At 43.5% G+C, this 20,697-nt stretch carries 17 protein-coding genes; 16 read left to right on the top strand and 1 reads right to left on the bottom strand.

What is annotated here, in order from left to right:
- The first annotated feature begins 502 nt into the window (after positions 1 to 502).
- From IPZ60_RS00585 to IPZ60_RS00560, 6 genes are all read left to right on the top strand, one after another.
- Positions 503 to 1,237: an ABC transporter permease gene (locus tag IPZ60_RS00585; protein ID WP_194195957.1), complete on the top strand. Its 735-nt coding sequence runs from the start codon at positions 503 to 505 to the stop codon at positions 1,235 to 1,237.
- A gap of 13 nt (positions 1,238 to 1,250) precedes the next feature.
- On the top strand, positions 1,251 to 1,976 hold the full coding sequence (locus tag IPZ60_RS00580; protein ID WP_194195956.1) for an ABC transporter permease: 726 nt from the start codon (positions 1,251 to 1,253) through the stop codon (positions 1,974 to 1,976).
- Between the two features lie 108 nt (positions 1,977 to 2,084).
- A complete protein-coding gene (locus IPZ60_RS00575) occupies positions 2,085 to 2,738 on the top strand; it encodes a fumarylacetoacetate hydrolase family protein (protein WP_194195955.1) in 654 nt (217 codons plus the stop codon).
- A gap of 343 nt (positions 2,739 to 3,081) precedes the next feature.
- Positions 3,082 to 5,298 carry a PhoX family phosphatase gene (locus IPZ60_RS00570; protein WP_194195954.1) on the top strand — a complete coding sequence of 739 codons (2,217 nt, stop codon included), beginning with the start codon at positions 3,082 to 3,084 and terminating at the stop codon, positions 5,296 to 5,298.
- Positions 5,299 to 5,669: 371 nt separating this feature from the next.
- A complete protein-coding gene (locus IPZ60_RS00565; RefSeq protein ID WP_227669163.1) occupies positions 5,670 to 7,190 on the top strand; it encodes a GPI inositol-deacylase in 1,521 nt (506 codons plus the stop codon).
- Positions 7,191 to 7,196: 6 nt separating this feature from the next.
- On the top strand, positions 7,197 to 7,901 hold the full coding sequence (locus tag IPZ60_RS00560; RefSeq protein WP_194195953.1) for a hypothetical protein: 705 nt from the start codon (positions 7,197 to 7,199) through the stop codon (positions 7,899 to 7,901).
- Positions 7,902 to 8,023: 122 nt separating this feature from the next.
- On the opposite strand, the gene IPZ60_RS00555 is transcribed toward IPZ60_RS00560, so the two are convergent.
- Entirely contained in the window at positions 8,024 to 9,004 is a 981-nt protein-coding gene (locus tag IPZ60_RS00555; protein WP_194195952.1) for an Hsp33 family molecular chaperone HslO, read from the bottom strand.
- 461 nt (positions 9,005 to 9,465) lie between these two features.
- Here IPZ60_RS00555 and IPZ60_RS00550 point away from each other — a divergent pair, with 461 nt between their 5' ends.
- The 10 genes from IPZ60_RS00550 (at position 9,466) to IPZ60_RS00505 (ending at position 20,672) form a co-directional block, all read left to right on the top strand.
- Positions 9,466 to 10,437: a glutamate/aspartate ABC transporter substrate-binding protein gene (locus IPZ60_RS00550; protein ID WP_110921781.1), complete on the top strand. Its 972-nt coding sequence runs from the start codon at positions 9,466 to 9,468 to the stop codon at positions 10,435 to 10,437.
- 95 nt (positions 10,438 to 10,532) lie between these two features.
- The gene (locus IPZ60_RS00545) at positions 10,533 to 11,279 is read left to right on the top strand and encodes an amino acid ABC transporter permease (protein ID WP_189582821.1); all 747 of its coding nucleotides are present in this window, start codon (positions 10,533 to 10,535) and stop codon (positions 11,277 to 11,279) included.
- A complete protein-coding gene (locus IPZ60_RS00540; protein WP_194195951.1) occupies positions 11,276 to 11,947 on the top strand; it encodes an ABC transporter permease subunit in 672 nt (223 codons plus the stop codon). Before IPZ60_RS00545 ends, IPZ60_RS00540 begins: the two co-directional genes overlap by 4 nt.
- A 320-nt stretch (positions 11,948 to 12,267) precedes the next feature.
- The gene (locus IPZ60_RS00535; protein WP_194196339.1) at positions 12,268 to 12,999 is read left to right on the top strand and encodes an amino acid ABC transporter ATP-binding protein; all 732 of its coding nucleotides are present in this window, start codon (positions 12,268 to 12,270) and stop codon (positions 12,997 to 12,999) included.
- Positions 13,000 to 13,187: 188 nt separating this feature from the next.
- Positions 13,188 to 13,814, top strand: coding sequence for an FMN-binding negative transcriptional regulator (locus IPZ60_RS00530; RefSeq protein ID WP_194195950.1), 627 nt, complete (start codon positions 13,188 to 13,190; stop codon positions 13,812 to 13,814).
- 78 nt (positions 13,815 to 13,892) lie between these two features.
- A complete protein-coding gene (locus tag IPZ60_RS00525) occupies positions 13,893 to 14,492 on the top strand; it encodes a DJ-1/PfpI family protein (protein ID WP_194195949.1) in 600 nt (199 codons plus the stop codon).
- 102 nt (positions 14,493 to 14,594) lie between these two features.
- Positions 14,595 to 15,827, top strand: coding sequence for an FAD-dependent oxidoreductase (locus IPZ60_RS00520; protein WP_194195948.1), 1,233 nt, complete (start codon positions 14,595 to 14,597; stop codon positions 15,825 to 15,827).
- Positions 15,828 to 16,207: 380 nt separating this feature from the next.
- Positions 16,208 to 17,983 carry an AMP-binding protein gene (locus tag IPZ60_RS00515; RefSeq protein WP_194195947.1) on the top strand — a complete coding sequence of 592 codons (1,776 nt, stop codon included), beginning with the start codon at positions 16,208 to 16,210 and terminating at the stop codon, positions 17,981 to 17,983.
- 113 nt (positions 17,984 to 18,096) lie between these two features.
- On the top strand, positions 18,097 to 19,707 hold the full coding sequence (locus IPZ60_RS00510) for a carboxyl transferase domain-containing protein (protein ID WP_194195946.1): 1,611 nt from the start codon (positions 18,097 to 18,099) through the stop codon (positions 19,705 to 19,707).
- A 152-nt stretch (positions 19,708 to 19,859) separates the two neighbouring features.
- Entirely contained in the window at positions 19,860 to 20,672 is an 813-nt protein-coding gene (locus IPZ60_RS00505; RefSeq protein ID WP_194195945.1) for an enoyl-CoA hydratase/isomerase family protein, read from the top strand.
- The last annotated feature ends 25 nt before the right edge of the window (positions 20,673 to 20,697 follow it).

The raw sequence follows: 20,697 nt of genomic DNA, 5'->3' as shown, positions 1-20,697 counted from the left end.
ATTGACTTATTGACTTATTGACTTATTCAGTAATTCGCTAAATACTCTATTGAGCGCGTAGCTATAATCTGATGTAATAGCCGTTTGAATGGTCATGTCTCATAAACTAGCGTTTGATTTAATCAGCAAGAAGGGTATTGCCTTAATGGTAGTGCCCTTCTTTTTTTCTAAAAAATAGTTGGATATTCGCTATATTGACTGCTTGGTTTATAAAAGCAGTCCTGATTTGACTCGTTTTTAAGAAGATAAGTGCCTATTTAGGCACTGCTTTTACCTGTGAGTATTAACATAGCTTGCAGTGAATATGATAAAATCAGCCCTCATTTCTACCGTGTCAATTTTCGCAGTAATTTTCGTATCATTTTGACGTCAATATATGACGCAAAGTGCCCATACCTAATTTGGTATAAAATACGATTATTAGCAGCGCTCAGCTATTGATGCTGATTCTTTTAACTCATATTTTGCAAATTGCTAATATAAAGAGACAGAGTGGATAATTGTGTTTGATTTACAAGGATTTGGCGCGCTACTACTGAGCGGCGCTACCGTCACCATCAAGCTTGCCGTGACCAGTTTAATTATTGGTATGGCTTTGGGCTTGCTTGGTGCGACCGCTAAGCTGTCTAATGTCTGGCTGCTACGTAAGCTCGCGACGGTATATACGGCGACGATGCGTGGTATCCCTGAGTTGCTATTGGTGCTGTTCATCTATTATGGCGGCTCGATACTGCTGATGACGATTCTCAAAAAATTCGGCTATAACGAATATGTTGAGATTAGTGCTTTTTGGGGTGGCGTCATGGCGCTATCGATTGCTTTTGGCGCTTATGCGACTGAAATCTTTCGTATGTCGATTCAAGAGATACCCATCGGACAACGTGAAGCGGCGCAAGCGATTGGTATGCGTCCTTTTCAGACGTTTTATCGCATCACTTTGCCACAAGTTTGGCAGATTGCGTTGCCAGGATTGGGCAATTTGTTTTTGGTCTTACTCAAAGATACCGCATTGGTATCGGTCGTGGGTCTCAAAGACATTATGTATCAATCATCACGTGCCGCTCAATCAACGCAGCAGCCTTTTACTTTTTATATGGCAGCAGCGATTATTTATTTGGGTCTGACCATGCTGATTACTGGCTTTATGATGTGGCTTGAATGGCGCGCCAATCCAGCAGCACGCTATGCTAAAAAGCTGAGCCGTCAGTCCACTCATCGTCAATCGACCATAGGATAAGGGGAGAGATACTATGGATTGGAATTGGCAGGTCATTTTTGATAATATTCCTGAGCTATTAGAGGGCGCTGTGTTGACCGCACAGCTGGTCGTTGTCTCCGGTATTATTGGCCTATTTTTTGGTTTAATTTTAGCGCAGCTACGCTTGTCAAAGAGCTGGCTAGTACAAATATTACCCTTTTCTTATATCTTCTTTTTCCGTGGCACGCCGCTACTGGTACAGATATTTTTGATTTATTATGGTTTGGGTCAGTTCGAGGCAGTACGTGAGTCATTTTTATGGGAACCCGTACTTAGCCAAGCGTATTGGTGTGCCATTATTGCTTTCACACTAAATACCAGTGCTTATTTGGCAGAAATCATTCGCGGTGCCATTCAGACCATTCCTGTTGGTGAGTTGGAAGCGGCTGATGCGATTGGCATGTCAAAGTGGCAGAAGCTGACGCGTATTACGTTGCCTCGTGCCTTTGGTATTGTGATTCCAGCCTACAGTAACGAAGTCATCTTTATGCTCAAGGGCAGTGCATTGGCATCTACCATTGCCTTGATGGATATCACAGGGGTTGCGCGTACGATTAGTGCACGTACTTATACCTTGATGGAGTTGTTCTTCGCCGCTGGTATTGTGTATCTGCTGTTGTCATGGGTGATTTTGTTTAGCTTTAGATTGTTTGAAAAAAGAATGAATCGCCACACAAGTTATGTACCACCAGATGTGATGACCAGTACGATTCCATAGGTTCTAAAGTAAACTCTATATTTACTGTTTTTTGCACGTAATGGCTATTGATATCTTTGTGTGAAAGGCTTATAACTGTCAACAATAATAATCATTGTGAGAGCTATTATGAGTCAGTCATCTACTGCGATTGGTAAAGTGGTTTGCGTTGGCCGAAACTATGCCGCGCATGCCCACGAACTGGGCAACGAAGTGCCTAAAACACCTATATTATTTATGAAGCCTGCTTCATCAGTGGTGACCATTGCTCATCACTCGACCAACCAAACCGTTCTGCGTCCAAACTCCGAAACCTATGGTGATACACACTATGAGGCAGAGCTGTGTATTCAGTTATCAGCAGATCTATCTGCGGCTACTATTGAGCAAGCCAAGCAAGCGATTGGTGGTTTGACAATTGGGTTGGATTTAACGTTACGCGATTTGCAAAGTAAACTTAAAGAAAAAGGCCAGCCGTGGGAGCGCTCAAAATGCTTTGATGGTGCGTGTGTGTTAGCAGATTGGATCGACCCAGAGGCCTTTGGTGATTTCAGTCACGTAGAGTACCAGTTGTATATCAACGATACGCTGACGCAGGATGGTGACAGTGCCTTGATGCTGTTTCCTGTATATGATTTACTGGTCGAAATCAGTCATGCTTTTAGCCTACAAGCAGGCGATGTGATTATGACTGGTACCCCAAGCGGTGTTGGCATATTGCACGCAGGTGATGCATTAAAACTTAAGCTAGGCGCTCATGAGTGGCAAGCAGTAGTAGAGTAACTGCCTCTTTACAACGCAACCTTTCAATACACCCCTGCTATTAAAAAATCCTAAGTCATGACTTGGGATTTTTTGTTTTATATCATGGACAAAATATACTATCAAATGAGATTACCGAAAATACATGGTTTATTAATAAAATTTTTTCTTCACTTTTTATTATTAAATGTTTGTGATTAGAGTCATACCATTATGACGGTGTCATCAAACCGTCATCTAATATTCAACGTATTGTCATAAATGCTGAGTAAGATAGCGGCTACTTCATATTTTTTTGGTACCACTAACCACGGTACCACTACTCTTTTTATGACAATCCAGCCGAATAGCAAGGTGACTGATAATGACTCTATCAAACAACAATCAAATAAATGATAAGCAAAATCTCGCTCATGAAGTCGTTGAAGATTCTAATCCTACCAATAATATGGATTTTCAAACCATTATCAGTCGTCGCTTAAACCGCCGCAGTTTATTGAAAGGTGGTACAGGATTAACCGCTGCCGCCTTTTTTGGTACATTGCCACTAGTTGGTCATACTAAAGACGCCAATAGCACCATGACTATCCGTAGTGGCGATGATGCCGCTGTACCAGCACACGGTGATCGAAGCCGCCCAGAAACATTAAAGTTCACCGCCGTGGCGCATTCGACCGCAGCAGAAATGAGCGTGGCTGAAGGATACAAGGCAGAAATGATATTGCCACTGGGCACACCGCTCATGTCGGGTATCGAGGATTGGAAAGACAACCGTGAGCAATCTGCTGAATCATTTGATTGGCGCATGGGTGACAATCATGATGGCATGTGGTTTTTTGGCAAAACAGGTAATAATTACGATGTCAAAGCCTCTGAAAGCGGCTTGCTAGTCATGAATCATGAATACGTGAACAGCGCCGAATTAAGTCCGTTTGGCTATGATGTAAAAAAAGACAGCAATGCTGAGCCTATTTTTCAAGAAGTTCGCCGTGCTACTGATGTGCGCCGCGAGGTAAATTGTCATGGGGTGGCGGTGGTTGAGATGAAGCGCCGCGTTAGTGGTAAGGGTTACGAGATGGTTCGAGACTCTAAATATAACCGCCGCATCACTAGTAGTACTCCATCACAGCTCACTGGCCCTGTTGCAGGATCTGATTTGGTCAAGACTAAATTTGACCCTACTGGCCTGAAGACACGTGGTATCAATAACAACTGCGGGGCAGGATTGTCGCCTTGGGGTACTTATTTGACCACCGAGGAGAATTTCTTAGGGGTGTTTGCACGCGGTAAAGATGCCAGCCAACTAAGTGCTGCCCAAAATTATGGCCGCGAGCGTTATGGCGCAAAAGAAGACCATGCTACGTGGGGTTACTTGTGGCATACACCAAAAGCAGCAGACGCTACCATGGCAGATGAATTCGCACGCTGGAATATGACCGTTGCAGGTAAAACAGCCATTGATGATTACCGTAATGCGTTTAATACCTTTGGCTATATCACCGAAATTGACCCGTTTGATAAAAATGCCATGCCGCAAAAGCGTACAGCTTTGGGTCGTTTCGCTCATGAAAACTGTGCGTTTGCACCTGTTAAGCAAGGTCGCCCTGTTGTGTTTTATATGGGTGATGACTCACGTGGTGAGTATATTTATAAGTTCGTGTCAAAAGCTAAGTGGTCTAAAAGCGATATCGGTGGTGGCCTAAAAGCGGGTGACAAATACATGAACGAAGGCACGCTGTACACGGCAATCTTTAATGAAGATGGTAGTGGTACATGGCAGCCGTTGATTTATGGTCAAAATGGATTGGACAATACCAACAGTGTATTGCCGTTTAATGGTCAAGATGACGTACTAGTCTTTGCACGTGCAGCTGCCGATGTGTTGGGTGCTACTAAGATGGATCGTCCTGAATGGGTATCTGTTAGCCCCATTACTGGCGAAGTATATGTGACTTTGACCAATAATAAAAACCGCGGCGTCGATGACGATCAGCCTGTATCAGCCAGTAATCCTCGCAGTTATAATGTGAACGGTAAAGCCGCTGGTAATGATAATGGTCATATCATCCGCTGGGCCGAAACAAATGGCGACCATGCTGCGACCAGTTTTGAGTGGGATATCTACCTATTTGCATCCCCTAGTGACAAGTCTGCAGAAAACTTATCTGGATTGAATGCCAATAATGATTTGTCTTCGCCAGACGGTTTGTTTTTTGATCCACGCGGCGTATTGTGGATTCAAACAGATGATGGTGCATATACAGACACGACCAACTGCATGCTTTTGGCTGCACTGCCTGGTAAAGTGAATGATGGAACGATAAAGTCAGCCTCGACAGGGCAAGAGACCCGTATGGGCTTGGCAGCGACTGATGACACTCTTAAGCGGTTTTTTGTGGGTCCTGAAGGCTGTGAAGTGACTGGTATTACCATGACACCAGATTTTAAAACCTTATTTATTAATATTCAACATCCTGGTAATGCTTGGGGTGCGGTCAAAGGTGGTAGCACGCCGAGATCTGCTACGGTCATGATTACTAAGAATGATGGTGATGTGATACTGGCAGAATCGTTCTCGTAAATCATTCGTGCCATATCGAGCTGGTAACAGACCCTAAGCGTTTTACCAAAAAAAATCTCAAGCGATGGCTTGAGATTTTTGTGTTTGGGCACGGCATAGTCAAAGAACTCTAAAGTGGGTACAAGGCAGCCGACTGCAGATTGTACAAGTAGAACATCTAGAGAAGGTAACACCGTAGCGGTTTAGCAGTTCGCGGGCTACATTAAAAAAACAAGCAACATCAACTGTCTATCAATCCTTTCCAACAATATTTCCTAACAATTAATACACTTCAAAATCCAATGATTTCTTCTATTTACGCTGTTTAAAGATTAGTATAGAAAACTATCCTTTTCGCTAAATGTGCCAACACAATGAACGCTATGAGCAACATGATGAACCCTCCAAATTTGCGTTATAAAGATCGTGTAAGCGATAGCATTGGTCGTGACAACAGTGATACTATCCGACACGAACTTGAAGCACATTTTATACCAGACAACAGCGAGCCACTGCACAGTGATTTGTACGAGCAGATAGACCAACTTGAAGCCATTGACGTGGATGAGTTGGTCAAACTATTGGCCGATGGTAGTCAAGAAACGGTAACGAAACCCGTGTCTTTGACGGATTTTTTTGAAGGCTTAGCACAGCTTGCAACGGTTGGTGTGGTAGAGGTGACTGATATTGTAGAAGCCATTCACCGCGAAGTGATTTTGCGCCCTCTAGGTCGTTTTAACGAAAACCATCTAAACAAGTGGCAGCGCGGTATCACTGGCCGCATTTATGGCACGATACGTCATGTCATGCTGATGGTGGGTAATAATCTGGCATCGGTGCTCAGAGTATATAAAAACATCATTATGCAAAAGACATCTCAGCCATTGCCTGAGTCCTTAAAAAAACTGGTCAATGTATTAAATGGCGTCATGGGCGATCATTTGGTCAATAGCCAAAACCCGCTCGCCATCCCGATGGTGTTGTACGATAAAGACGGCAACCCGCAATGTGAATTACTGTCAGAACATGGAAAACTGCCAGAACGTGAAAAACTATCAGGGCGCGTGGTCATCCTATGTCATGGTCTATGCATGAGCCATTTGAGTTGGCAATCACAAGAGGGTAATGGTCTTGGTAGTGCGATTAGTCTTAGCCAGCCTGATACCACGGTGCTATATCTTGATTATAATACGGGTCGGCGTATCTCACGCAGCGGTCGTAAGTTTTGCCGAATATTGCAAGAGTTGGTCGATGATAACCCTAATATCAGTCAGATGGATTTGGTTGGTCATAGTATGGGCGGTTTGGTCTCTCGCAGTGCGCTGTTTTATGGTGAACAAGATCATTTAGATTGGGTGAAGCGAGTCGGTAATCTCATCACCTTAGGCTCGCCACACCATGGTGCCGTGCTCGAACGTATTGGTAATTATGTGCAAGAAATCATCGCTAAACTACCGTTTGCAGGTTCGCTTGCAAAGCTAGGTGACATGCGCAGTGCTGGCATTATCGATTTGCGCCACGGTAGTATTCGTGATGTTGATTGGAAGTCTTTAGAAGGTCGCAGTGTTTTGCCGCAAGATTTTCGCCATCCTACCGGTTTGCCCAGTGGTATCAAAACCTACTTTGTCGCCAGTGCTTTAGTCGAGACGCATTACGATTCTAAGATGACAGACTTGTTAGGTGATGGTCTTGTATCAGTAGCCTCTGCGCTAGGTGAAGATGATACTGAGCATACGCTGTTTGTGCCAGATGGTCATAAAGCAGTGTTTTATGGTGTGAGCCATATGAATTTAATCAATAGCAGAAGAGTGCGTGAGCAAGTGGTTGCGTGGTTATTAGATAATGGTCAACGTGACTATACCGGTGAAGATCGGATATATTCTTATCCTAGGAGTTGGGATGTGGCGGTGTAGAGAACTATGGGTATTATTTCGAGTTATCTACGCTATCTGTACTGCGCAATGACGTTTTTGTCTTTTAAGAAAGTACTACAGAGAAATTTGTCTTTACTGTTAGGCGGCGCACTCATAATCACTAGTTGTGCTAAGCCAAATGTACACGACCCTAACGCTCAAATTAAAGTAGATGTAAATGGTGATAATTATGTCATTCCCTTAAACCATATTGTCAGACCAGATACAGGTAGTTATGCTAGTTTTGAGACGGATATGGGTCTTAGCTATTTTTTCTGGCCTAGTGGTCGAGGGCTAAACAACAATGACAAAGACCCAAACGTTTTGGAACATGACGACGATATCATAAGATTTAACTGGACAGCGATAGGTTCAGGAATTGTAGGCAACGATATGCCTACGAGAGTTGAAATTATAAAGGAATCGAATCATAGAGATATTACCCAAGATAAATTCAACTTAGAAGCCTATGTCGATATTAGTGATGATTCAACCTTATCTTATACAGGACATGTTTATCCAAATTCTCCTTCTACTTTTCGATGTTGGATAGCGGAAAATGAAGACCAGAACAGTCTTTGTCAAATGGAGTACCTACATCCTGTTTATAACAATAATATTCTGATCCACTTTGACGCAAAAAATCTTTCAAACTGGAAGGCAATCAACACCATGGCGATTGATTACATGGAAAAATGGCATCAAGATTAAAGACAGTTCAACATCAAAATAGTTATCTCTCTTTATGATTTAAAAACAAAAAACCCCTTAAGCATTACACTTGAGGGGTTTTTGTATTTCTATAAAGGCTAATTTATAGTAAGTAAGAAAACTTATTCAGCAAATATTGCTGCCACATCACTCTTATTGAATTTGTAGACCTCACCGCAGAATCCACAATCCATCTCAAACGTGCCGCCTTGCTCTTCGACGATATCTAATGCCTCTGCTTCGCCAACTTGCTCAATGGCCATCTCACATTTTTCGCGTGAGCAGGTACAACCAAATGATAACGGGGCAGGTTCAGGTGCCACGATGTTTTCTTCATGATACAAGCGATAGAGAATCTCGTTAGCATCGAGGGTTGTCAGCTCTTCGGCCTTGACCGTACGCGTTAATACAGACAGACGTATCCACAAATCATCATCGATACCAGCATCTTCGTTTTGCTCGACTTCATAAGTCTCTGCGGCAGTACGAGGCAGCATCTGTACCAATATACCACCCGCTTGTAGGCCATCAGACGCCAAATTAATCAACGTTGGAATCTGTGCCGATTGCTTTTGATAATGTGCCAAGCAGTCAGCCAAATTGTCATGGCTGCGCTCAACGATGCCTTGATACGGCTCGCCACCTTCAGGCTGAATATTGATAAACAATACGCCTTGTCCCGGTTCACCTAGTTCAGCAAAGGCTTCTTTGGCATGGATCATATTGTCCCACGCTTGTACTTGCTCATCCGTCTCAGCTTTCCAGCTGGCAAGCGCACGGATGACACCGTTTTGATCGCACTCTGCCATTGCCCAGTTGAGCAAGCTGTCGCTGTCTGATGATTGCAACTGAATGGACAAACGACCATTTATTTTAACGGTACTGATGAGCAAACTGGCAGCGGTCAACATTTCACCCAATAAGCGTTTGATGGCTTCGGGATAAGGCTTTTGCGCAATCGTGCTCGCGTAGCTGCGTGATAGGCGCACCACATCACCACGTACGGGAGAGTCTTCGATAAAGAAGCGTTGGCGCACGTCGTTGTCATGGTGGTTGCTAGCAGCTTGGCTGTCCGTATTTGGGGCTTGAGTGTCTTGTGTCATAGGTCATGTGTAGTATTAAGAAGTTGTTTGCTTTATGGGGATTCATCGTGATTTATCAATCATTTCTCTCATACAGTTTGCACATATTTATGGTTTATCGTCAGTTTAAATATGACCAAATATACATAATTTTGATATAAGAAAACCACTCGTAGGTATTATCTGTATAGCATAACGTTAGGATGAATCTATAAAAATTAATCGTCTTGACCGACATGCCTATAGGTATATGACAGTGATGAGATTTCATGCACCTACTGAAACATGCATATGTGAAAAAATGAATCCTTTATTAAAAAAGTTTACTACCAGCATTAAATTTGTTGTACAGTAACATTCAGTTGCATTGTGATAAACAACAGCAACAACTGTATGGATACATGGTAACTAGGTTAGGCAATAAGCACTATGTTGTCCAACACTCATTAAATCTCGTAATAATGTGATAAAGGATGTTCTTCATGACTTACTTCTTCTCTAAACCGTTGACTTTAGCTGCTCTAGTGGCATTAGGCCTAACAGGCTGTAATAACAGCAGCGACACTAGCACTGACGCGCCAGCAGATGATGCAGCAGCGACAGAAACCATGAATGGTACGCTACAAAAAATTAAAGACTCTGGCACCATCGTTGTCGGCTATCGTGATTCTTCTATTCCTTTTTCATATGTTGCCGATGATCCTAATCAGCCTATGGGCTATGCACATGATCTAGAGATGAAAGTGGTTGAGGGTATTAAAGAAAAACTCAACATGCCAGATCTAGAAGTTCGTTATAACCTAATCACCTCACAAACTCGTATTCCTTTGGTCCAAAATGGTACGGTCGACTTTGAGTGTGGTTCAACGACCAATAACGTCGAACGTCAAGAGCAAGTGGCTTTCTCTAATGGTTTCTTTGAGATTGGCACCCGTCTATTGACCAAAGCAGATTCTGGTATCAATGACTTTGAAGACCTAAAAGGTAAGCGACTAGTGACTACCGCTGGTACGACATCAGAGCGTTATATTCGTCAGTACAACGACGAGAAGAAAATGGATACCGATATCATCTCTGCTAAAGATCATGGCGAAGGTTTCTTGATGTTAGAAAGTGGTCGCGCTGATGCGTTTATGATGGATGATGTATTGCTAGCAGGCGAAAAAGCCAAAGCTAAAAATCCTGATGAATGGGTTATCGTTGGTACGCCGCAATCGTTTGAGATTTATGGTTGTATGATGCGTAAAGACGATCCTGAATTCAAAACAGTTGTAAACGATGCGCTGAACAAAACCTTTAGCTCAGGCGAAATCAATAGCATCTATGACAAGTGGTTCTTAAACCCAATTCCACCAAAGAACGTCAACTTGAACTTTGAGATGTCAGACAACCTAAAAGCACTTATCGCCAATCCGCATGATAGCGATCAGCCAAAAGTAGCAGCAGCACAGTAGTATTTGTCCTTCAATCTAGCTTGCTTACGTGTTCAGATCGAACTTATCGCTCATCTGACACGTAAGTTTTTCAATCGCTGTTCGGAGAGACAATCATGAATTATAGCTGGAACTGGGGTGTGCTCTTTGAGCATACGGGTATTGGCAACGAGCTGTATATCCACTGGATGATTACTGGTCTTGGCTGGTTATTACTGATTGGTAGTATTGCTTGGACCATTGCGATGGTCGTCGGTACTGTCTTCGGTATTATGCGTACCTTACCTAACAAAACAGCTCGTCGCATTGGCACCGCTTATGTGACCTTTTTTCGTAATATTCCGCTGCTTGTGCAGCTATTTTTTTGGTTTTATGTGGCACCTGGTTGGTTGACACCAGCGCTACAAGAATGGTGGTTTAGAGATCTGTCACCGAATACATCCGCGATGCTCTCAGCCAGTATTGGTTTAGGATTGTTTACAGCAGCTCGTATCGTAGAGCAAGTACGTACGGGTATCGAGTCGCTACCAAAAGGACAGATAAACGCAGCGTATGCACTAGGCTTTACTATTCCGCAAGCTTATAAGCAAGTACTGCTACCACAAGCATTCCGTATTATCTTACCGCCGCTTAGCTCTGAGCTGACCAACTGTTTTAAGAACGCCTCTGTCGCCTCATTAGTCGGCGTCATGGAGCTCATCAGTCAAACCAAAACTATCAGCGAATACACACAGAATAGCCTTGAGATTTATACTTATGCGACGATTATCTACCTCGTCTTCAATCTCTCACTCATCGCTATTATGGGTCTGATCGAGCGTAAATTAAGAGTACCAGGGCTTATCGCAGGGAGTCAGAAATGAATATGATGACCGAACTTGCGACCGCGTATCCAGGCTTAATGGGTGGCATGATTACCACGCTAAAAGTCCTGTTTTTGGCTATTATCGGTGGTATCAGCTTAGGTACTGTATTAGCGCTCATGCGCTTGTCAGGTATCAAAGTGTTAGAGATTCCCGCCAAGCTGTATGTTAATTATTTTAGATCCGTGCCGTTACTGTTGGTGCTACTGTGGTTTTACTTTGCCGTCCCGATGATTTATTTTTGGGTAGCGGGTAAGTATCTACAACTAGATGCTGCCTTTGCCTCTTGTGTTGTCGCCTTTATGATGTTCGAAGCGGCTTACTTCTCAGAAGTCGTCCGTGCGGGTATTCAATCTATCGGTAGTGGTCAAGTTAATGCAGCTAAAGCGCTAGGCATGACTTATGGGCAGACGATGCGTCTGGTGATTTTGCCACAAGCCTTTCGCAAGATGCTGCCATTAATTTTGCAGCAGTGTATTATCTTATTCCAAGATACGACCTTAGTATTCGCTATTGGTCTGACCGACTTCTTCCGAGCGGCATACGTACGTGGTGAGCTAATGGGTCTATTGACGCCTTATATCTTGGGCGCTGGTGCCGTGTATTTTGTCTTGAGCTTGGCAGCTTCGGTAGGCGTACAACGCGTACAGAAAAGGTTAAGGTTTTAATAAAGGACTTTTAAGCGTTAGAGTCGATCAATGCATCATTATTTGATTGGCTCTAATGCTTTCAAAATTTAACTGCATTTGTCATTAATGTATCGTTGATTCAGTTTAAAAGAGAGACAAGGCAACCGAGTGCAGATGTATATGTAATACTTCAAGCGAGGTTAACGCGGTCACTCTTTTATAGAGGATTGACTATATTTTGATTGAATGCAATTTGGCAAGATTAAGAACAAGGCTAGGAGCCAACGATGAATAATGCTAAAACGTTTATAAATGACTTTGGTGGACTGGTCACAGACAGTGGTCATGCTAGCAATGAGATGGTCGTTGAGATAGATAGCGTTAGCAAGTGGTATGGCGACTTTCAGGTATTGACTGACTGTACCGCTCATGTCCATAAAGGTGATGTCGTCGTAGTCTGTGGTCCATCGGGTAGTGGTAAATCGACCTTGATCAAGACCGTGAATGGGCTAGAGCCCTTTCAAAAAGGTAATATCATGGTCAACGGTATTTCTGTCGGTGATCCAAAAACCAACTTACCTAAGCTACGTAGCCGTGTCGGCATGGTGTTTCAGCATTTTGAGCTATTCCCTCATTTGACTATCATTGATAATTTAATGGTTGCGCAAATCAAAGTATTGGGCCGCAAAGAAGCGGAAGCCAAGCAAAAAGGCATGGCTTATTTAGATCGAGTAGGATTGACCGTTCAAGCCAATAAATATCCTGCTGAGCTATCAGGTGGTCAACAGCAGCGAGTCGCCATTGCGCGTGCGCTTGCGATGGATCCCATAGCAATGTTGTTCGATGAGCCAACCTCAGCACTCGATCCTGAAATGATTCAAGAAGTGCTCGATGTGATGGTAGAGCTGACTCGTGATGGTATGACGATGATGTGTGTGACGCATGAAATGGGTTTTGCCAGTCAGGTAGCCAATCGTATTATCTTTATGGATGAAGGTCATATCGTTGAGAACTGTAGTAAGGATGAGTTTTTTGAAGGCGCGAAAAGTGAGCGTGCACAGCAGTTCTTATCGAAGATTTTGAATCATTAAATAGATTCTGATTTACGATTATTTATAGCTCTGTTTCTAACATAAAGACATGTTCTAAAACTTATTTTTCTTTCCACTGCTAATGGTTATACAAAGCGCCCTATTAAAGACAGTTAAACACTATCTTTAATGGGGCGCTTTGTATTCAGTTTCTTTTGTATAGCTATTTGAAAAACGACTTGGAGCCTATGATGTTCACCCCCAAAGCATTTAAAGAGGAAGACTTTGAGGCTATAAAAGCCTTTATCAAAGAGCAGCCTCAGGCGACTGTCATTGTAAAAACGAATACAGGACTAGATGCTTGCCATATTCCGATGTACTGGCAAGATGATGGCAGTCAATACGGTTGTCTATATGGGCACATTGCCAAAATAAATACTTTGAACAATAATGACAATATTGATGCACCATGGCTGGTTATATTTCAAGATGCTGGTCATTATATCAGTCCCAATTGGTATCCAAGTAAATCAATAACTCATAAAGAAGTACCCACATGGAACTATCGTAGCGTGCATATCACAGGATTAGTTCACCTGATAACTGAGCCTGAAATGCTGATTGAAATCTTAACGAAGCTAACCACAGATTTTGAAGCCAATCAACCTATTCCATGGTCACTTGATGATGCGCCAGAAAACTACATTCAAGCACTTTGTCGAGCGATTGTTGGTATTCGCATCAATATCACGGATGTTCAAGCACAGTTTAAACTTAGTCAAAATAAGACTGCTGAAAATAGAGCAGGCATAATCGCAGGACTAGGGCGACTGCAAACAGAAAAGGCAGATGAAATGGCTAAGCTCATTGGATAGACAAGTTTGAGAAGATAGTGTTTATGATATTGACGGATTTAATTTTACTTAATGATATCAACTTAATTAGGATTGACTATGATGTTAAAGCGAACTGTTGGCATACTACTGTTTAATGAAGTAGAAGTATTAGACTTTGCAGGACCTTTTGAGGTGTTTTCGTTAGCTAAAAATGCTGCTAACAGTAAGTATTTTGACGTTATCACTATAGCTGAGAACCAAGCGCCAATATCTGCTAGGAATGGTCTACAAGTTATTCCTGATTATGATTTTATCAACCATCCAGACATTGATGTATTAATAGTCCCTGGTGGTTATGGTGCTGAAAAAATAGAAATACTTAATAAAGTAGTGATTGATTGGATCAAGACTCAAGCAAACTTGGCAGAGCTTACACTTTCAGTGTGTACTGGAGCTTTACTATTGGCAGAAGCAGGTTTACTGGCTGGTAGGTCAGCAACCACGCACTGGATGGATCTGGATAATTTAGCATCCTATCCTGATATCGATGTGATCTCTCATATTCGTTTTGTAGATGCCAGTGATGATACATGTAATATTGTCACATCAGCGGGAATAAGTGCAGGCATCCATGCAAGTCTATACTGTATCGAAAAACTAATAGATAGTGAAACCATGCGTGCAACAGCACATCGCATGGAATTCGATATTAACTAATTAAGTGAGTTTTGGATAGATGAGTGCATGGCTGTTTACTGATACAATAGCGGTCAATGTTTTTGATAATTAAAATAATTCATAAACCGTATTGGAGTTCATATGAGTGTAGAAAATCCATCAGTAGCATCATCTAAAGGTATCGTCATTATTGGTGCAGGTTTGGCAGGCTGGCATGTGATTGATGCCATTCGTGCAAAAGACAAAGACATTCCAATTACGTTGGTAACTGCTGACAGTGGCGATCGTTATCATAAACCAATGCTGACTATGGCGATTAGCCAAAAGAAAAGTGCGGCAGATTTGGTCAGAGCCACTGGTGTTGATGCTGCAGAAGCTGCAAACGTTAAGCTACTTGCCAACACGCAGGTTACGGATGTTGATACGACCACTCAACAGTTGCAATTGATCTCTGCACTGCGCTCAGATCCAGCCAACACGGATTATGCCACGATCAGTTATGGTAAGTTGGTACTGGCGATGGGTGCGCATCCTATCTTTCCAAAAAGCTTGCCAGAGGATTTAGTCTGGCATGTTAATCATATTGAGCGCTTTGGACAGCTGCAAGAAAAGCTAGCCACTGGCAGTCAGCACGTCGCTATCGTCGGTGCGGGTATGGTCGGTACGGAGATTGCAGAAGATCTACTTAAAGCTGGTCATCAGGTGACGCTCATTGATTTAAACGATGCGCCACTATCACAAATGCTACCGCCAAAAGCGACGGCTCGTATCGCCCAAGCGGTCAAGTCGCAAGGGATTAACTTTTTAGGGGGTTATCAAGTATCTGGTATTACTCGTATCAGTGATGATAGTGATGGAAAACTACAAGTCACTTATGAGGCCCTAGCATCAGCATCAAACAGTATGAATGCTGAGCCAATTGAACCGCTCATCGTAGATCATGTGATTGCCAGTACAGGTCTGACGGTCGATGATAAGCTGCCTGCTGCTGCTGGCGTCGAGTTCAATCGCCGTACTGGTATCGTGGTAGATGCGCCAACATTGCGTACCAGTACAGCCAATATTTATGCGATTGGTGACTGCATGTCTATCGATGGCGTGCCGTGTCGTTACGTCGCTCCATTACGCGCGCAGGCTGCTACCATTGCCGATGATGTATTGGGTCTAGAGCATAATGGCTATGAGCATAAACCGCCCATGATTCGCCTGAAAAACAAAGCAATCTCTGTCATGGTGACAGGTGTGCCACAAGCGACTGGCAACTGGCAGGTCAAGACGGAAAGTGATGAAGAGCTGGTCATGGACTTGCTTAATGATAGTGATGAAGTTAGCGCTACGTTGACCATTAAGTTACCGCCGAGCGTTAGAGCTTAGAAGATTAAACCCCTGCCGTTCAAATATTCAATACGGTCATGTTGAGTCAACCTTAACACCTAAGTCTTTTAATGTTGCGCTGACTCTTCATTTGAATCATTAAGCCAATGGTACTAGCCATAGTATGATTGGCTTTTTTGTGTCAACAATTTGCCATATTTTTATGATAGTTTTAGTGAAGTACCTATCTTTTATAAGATAAAGGTTTAATTAAATGATACGCATTGTATTACTATGATTGACAGCTGTTTGTTTACAACGGTATAGTAGTGACAATCTATATAAGACCTATTCAAGGAAGAATAACGGGTCTACAGGCTATCAATACGTACTATTTATAAATGACCAATACGATAAAAAGTAAAACGAAAGGACTCGTTATGACGCAAACTCCTGATTTTTATGCGACTCACATTGATTTTGATACTATTTTAAATAGCATTCCTAGTATTAATATGGGCGCACGCTCAGCAAATGCACCGCTTACCCAAAGCTATGATAAAGGCCCTGATGTGCCGCTCATTGAAGCGACCATCGGTGACTTTTTTGATGCTATCGTATCCAAGTATCCAGAGCGCGAAGCTTTGGTTTCTTGCCATCAAAATATCCGCTGGACCTACCGCGAGCTACAACAGCAAGTCAATCAGCTGGCCAGTAGTATGATTGAGATGGGGCTTGAGATTGGCGATCGTATCGGTATCTGGTCACACAACAATGCTGAATGGTTGCTCATGCAATTAGCCACGGCGAAAGTCGGTGTTATTCTTGTCAATATCAATCCCGCCTACCGTACCTTTGAGCTGCAATATGCCTTGAATAAATTGGGTTGCTCAGCGCTTGTGCTTATGCGTCATTTCAAAACCAGTGATTACGCCAGCTTAATCCGAGAACTATGCCCTGAGATTTACCATAAAGATTATACTCAACTTGATTTGGTCGAGATTCCGACGATTGAGCGTATCATTTGGATTGATGAGCCTGACAGTGAAGAAACCTTTGGCTTTATGCAGAAATTCTCTGCATGGATGGCGGAAGGCGATGCCAGTGATCCACGGGTTGCAGAGCGTCAAGCCCAGCTCAAGAACACTGATGCCATCAATGTGCAGTTCACCAGTGGCACGACTGGCACGCCAAAAGGGGCAACTTTAAGCCATCGCAATATTCTTAACAACGGCTATTTCATCGGTGAGGCTATGAACCTTACGGAGGAGGACAGGCTGTGTATTCCAGTACCCCTATATCATTGCTTTGGTATGGTGCTTGGTAACCTAGCGATTCTCACGCATGGTGGCTGTATTGTTTATCCGAACGATGGCTTTGAGTCGCTGACCGTATTGCAAGCAGTCGAAGAAGAAAAATGTACAGGTCTACATGGCGTGCCAACGATGTTTATCGCTGAGCTTGACCATCCGGAGTTTAAAAACTTTGATTTATCGACTTTGCGCACTGGCATCATGGCAGGCTCTAGTTGTCCGATCGAAGTCATGCGCCGTGTCATCGATGAGATGCACATGAGTGAGGTTACCATTGCGTACGGCATGACAGAGACCAGTCCAGTATCTTGCCAGACCAATGAACACACGCCGCTTGATAAGCAAGTATCGACTGTTGGCCTAGTGCAGCCTGCGCTTGAAGTGAAAGTTGTCAATACGGAAACGGGTGAGACTGTAGCCCTGGGCGAGACTGGTGAGCTACTCACACGCGGTTATTCAGTGATGAAAGGCTACTGGGGCAGCCGATTTAAAACTCGCGCGGCTATCCAAGATGGTTGGATGCATACGGGTGATTTGGCAACGATGGATGAAGATGGCTACGTAAAAATCGTTGGTCGTAGCAAAGACATGGTGATTCGCGGTGGAGAGAACATCTATCCTGTCGAAATCGAAAATTATCTTTATCGTCATCCGAAGATTCGTGATGTGCAAATCGTCGGTATTCCCGATAAAAAGTATGGTGAAGTACTCGCGGCTTGGATTATCCCTAAAGAAGCAGACAGCTTGACGGAAGAGGAAGTTCGCGAGTTCTGTAGTGAGCATATTGCCCATTACAAGGTGCCGACTTACTATCGTTTCGTGACTGAATATCCGATGACCATCACTGGAAAAATTCAGAAATATAAAATCATTGAACAAATGAAAGAAGAGTTGGGTTTATAGAAATTTAACCATTCTTATCTGTTATTTTATGAATAAGATATATGAGTAAAAGCTAAAATAAAGCATAAAATAAAAAAGCCACTCGCATTTACGCATTAAAGAAAAGGGATGTCATGAGCGCTATCATAACCAGTAAACTGAGTCCAAACGCCGCTGAATTTCAGCAAAACAGTGCCGCCATGCAAGTGGTGGTCGATGACTTATATGGTCACCTGCGTAAAGTCGTGCAAGGCGGTTCAGAGCGTGCACGTGCCAAGCATTTAGCCCGTGGCAAACTCTTGCCTCGTGAGCGTGTCGAGCGTTTGCTCGATGTAGGTACGCCGTTTTTAGAAGTGGCACCGATGGCAGCGCACGATATGTATGGCGAAGAGATTCCAGCGGCGGGCGTGATTGCGGGTATCGGTCGTATCAATGGTACCGAGTGTATGATCGTTTGTAATGATGCCACGGTAAAAGGCGGCACGTACTATCCAATGACGGTCAAAAAACATCTGCGTGCGCAAGAAATCGCGAAAGAAAATAACTTGCCTTGTGTCTATTTGGTAGATTCAGGTGGGGCTAATTTACCCAACCAAGATGACGTATTTCCCGATAAAGAACACTTTGGTCGCATCTTCTTTAATCAGGCTAATATGAGTGCCGCAGGTATTCCACAGATTGCTGTGGTCATGGGCAGCTGTACGGCTGGCGGGGCTTATGTGCCAGCGATGAGTGACGAGTCTGTTATCGTCAAAGAACAAGGTACGATCTTTTTGGGTGGTCCGCCATTGGTCAAAGCAGCAACGGGTGAAGAGGTCAGCGCAGAAGACTTGGGCGGCGGTGATGTGCATACCCGTCTGTCAGGGGTCGTCGATCACTTAGCACAGAGCGATACTCATGCGTTGTCAATTGCGCGCAACATCGTTAGCCATCTAAATCGTCCTGCGAAGCAAGTGACTAATCAAATCAAACCGCGTCCACCACGCTATGATGCCAAAGAGCTATATGGCGTCATTCCAACGGATAAACGTAAGCCATTTGATATCAAAGAAATCATTGCTCGTATCGTCGATGACAGTGCTTTTGATGAATTCAAATCACGCTTTGGCACGACGCTAGTCTGTGGCTTCGCTCATATTGAAGGGATGCCAGTCGGTATCATCGCCAACAACGGTATCTTATTTAGTGAATCAGCGCAAAAAGGTACGCACTTCATTGAGCTATGTTGCAAGCGCAAAATTCCATTGGTATTTTTGCAAAATATCACAGGCTTTATGGTTGGTCGCAAATATGAAAACGAAGGCATTGCCCGTCATGGTGCCAAAATGGTCATGGCAGTCGCCAATGCAAAAGTGCCAAAGTTCACGGTCATTGTCGGTGGCTCATTTGGCGCTGGTAACTATGGCATGTGTGGCCGCGCTTATAGCCCGCGCTTCTTATGGATGTGGCCAAATGCGCGCATCTCGGTGATGGGCGGCGAGCAAGCAGCATCGGTATTGGCAACGGTTAAGCGTGACAATTTTGACCGTAAAGGCGAGGTGTGGAGTGATGAGGATGAAGCTGCATTTAAAGCACCAATTCTCGATATGTATGAAAAGCAAGGTCACCCATATTATGCCACTGCACGTCTATGGGACGATGGTGTGATTGACCCTGCTGATACCCGTCATGTATTGGCATTAGGGTTAAGCGCTGCCTATAACGCACCTATTGAAGAGACGACTTTTGGTGTCTTTAGAATGTAAACGTTCTAAAGTCTTCCCATAATAAGCTACTACTGCGTTAACCTCATTTGAAGTACGGTTTGTACATCTACATTCGGTTTCCTTGTATTAACATTATTATGGATTGACCAAGAGTTTATTTAAGTATTTACATAAAAAATATAGAGAAAGTTATGCAGAAAGATAGTGATAAAAATTATAAAAGCTTATTGGTTAAAGTCGAACAGCACGTTGCTACGGTGACGTTAAACCGTCCTGAGATACGTAATGCCTTTAACGATGAAATGATTGCTGAGCTGACTGATGCATTCAATAAGCTTGGCACTGATGATAGTGTGCGCGTCATTGTCTTAGCCGCTGCCGGCAAGGCATTCTGTGCAGGTGCTGATTTGAATTGGATGCGTGCTATGGCAGATTATAGCTATGAGGAAAATCTAGCGGATGCCGATAAATTGGCGCAAATGCTTAAGACTATTTACGAGTGCCCTAAGCCAACAGTTGCGGCTGTTCAAGGCGATGTTTATGCCGGTGGCATGGGATTAGTGGCTGTTTGTGATGTGGCCATCGCTGTCAAAATTGCTAACTTCTGCTTAAGTGAAGTGCGTTTGGGATTAGCCCCTGCGACTATCAGCCCTTATGTCATACGAGCACTAGGTGCTAGAGCGTCGCAGCGTTACTTCTTAAGTGCTGAAGTATTTGATGCCAAAAAGGCACGTCAGCTTGGTTTTATCCATGAGCGTGTTAGCGAAGAATGGCTGGCTGATGAGGTATCCATATTTTGTAGCAAAGTTGTCAAAAACAGTCCTGATGCAGTCAAAACCTGCAAGCAGCTATTACACGATGTCACTGGTGCGCCCATCACTGATGAGCTGATTGCTGATACGGTCAAAGGTATCGCTGATATCCGCTCATCCGAGCAAGGTAAAGAGGGCGTGCAAGCCTTTTTGCAAAAGCGTAAGCCCAATTGGTTGACGGCAGATGAATAATGCACGAGAGATAAATGAGTAAATA

It is taken from the genome of Psychrobacter sp. NG25, assembly GCF_015234355.1.
Lineage (GTDB): Bacteria > Pseudomonadota > Gammaproteobacteria > Pseudomonadales > Moraxellaceae > Psychrobacter.
Note: the sequence above shows the minus strand (reverse complement) of the source record. Positions and strands in the feature narration are given on the sequence as shown.

Bases quoted from the DNA above. Each gene is read 5' to 3' on its own strand.
- IPZ60_RS00505 (WP_194195945.1), top strand. From the start codon at position 19,860: ATGCAGAAAGATAGTGATAAAAATTATAAAAGCTTATTGGTTAAAGTC.
- IPZ60_RS00540 (WP_194195951.1), top strand. From the start codon at position 11,276: ATGAATATGATGACCGAACTTGCGACCGCGTATCCAGGCTTAATGGGT.
- IPZ60_RS00555 (WP_194195952.1), bottom strand. From the start codon at position 9,004: ATGACACAAGACACTCAAGCCCCAAATACGGACAGCCAAGCTGCTAGC.
- IPZ60_RS00575 (WP_194195955.1), top strand. From the start codon at position 2,085: ATGAGTCAGTCATCTACTGCGATTGGTAAAGTGGTTTGCGTTGGCCGA.
- IPZ60_RS00515 (WP_194195947.1), top strand. From the start codon at position 16,208: ATGACGCAAACTCCTGATTTTTATGCGACTCACATTGATTTTGATACT.
- IPZ60_RS00550 (WP_110921781.1), top strand. From the start codon at position 9,466: ATGACTTACTTCTTCTCTAAACCGTTGACTTTAGCTGCTCTAGTGGCA.
- IPZ60_RS00565 (WP_227669163.1), top strand. From the start codon at position 5,670: ATGATGAACCCTCCAAATTTGCGTTATAAAGATCGTGTAAGCGATAGC.
- IPZ60_RS00535 (WP_194196339.1), top strand. From the start codon at position 12,268: ATGGTCGTTGAGATAGATAGCGTTAGCAAGTGGTATGGCGACTTTCAG.
- IPZ60_RS00570 (WP_194195954.1), top strand. From the start codon at position 3,082: ATGACTCTATCAAACAACAATCAAATAAATGATAAGCAAAATCTCGCT.
- IPZ60_RS00520 (WP_194195948.1), top strand. From the start codon at position 14,595: ATGAGTGTAGAAAATCCATCAGTAGCATCATCTAAAGGTATCGTCATT.
- IPZ60_RS00530 (WP_194195950.1), top strand. From the start codon at position 13,188: ATGATGTTCACCCCCAAAGCATTTAAAGAGGAAGACTTTGAGGCTATA.
- IPZ60_RS00510 (WP_194195946.1), top strand. From the start codon at position 18,097: ATGAGCGCTATCATAACCAGTAAACTGAGTCCAAACGCCGCTGAATTT.
- IPZ60_RS00560 (WP_194195953.1), top strand. From the start codon at position 7,197: ATGGGTATTATTTCGAGTTATCTACGCTATCTGTACTGCGCAATGACG.
- IPZ60_RS00545 (WP_189582821.1), top strand. From the start codon at position 10,533: ATGAATTATAGCTGGAACTGGGGTGTGCTCTTTGAGCATACGGGTATT.
- IPZ60_RS00580 (WP_194195956.1), top strand. From the start codon at position 1,251: ATGGATTGGAATTGGCAGGTCATTTTTGATAATATTCCTGAGCTATTA.
- IPZ60_RS00525 (WP_194195949.1), top strand. From the start codon at position 13,893: ATGATGTTAAAGCGAACTGTTGGCATACTACTGTTTAATGAAGTAGAA.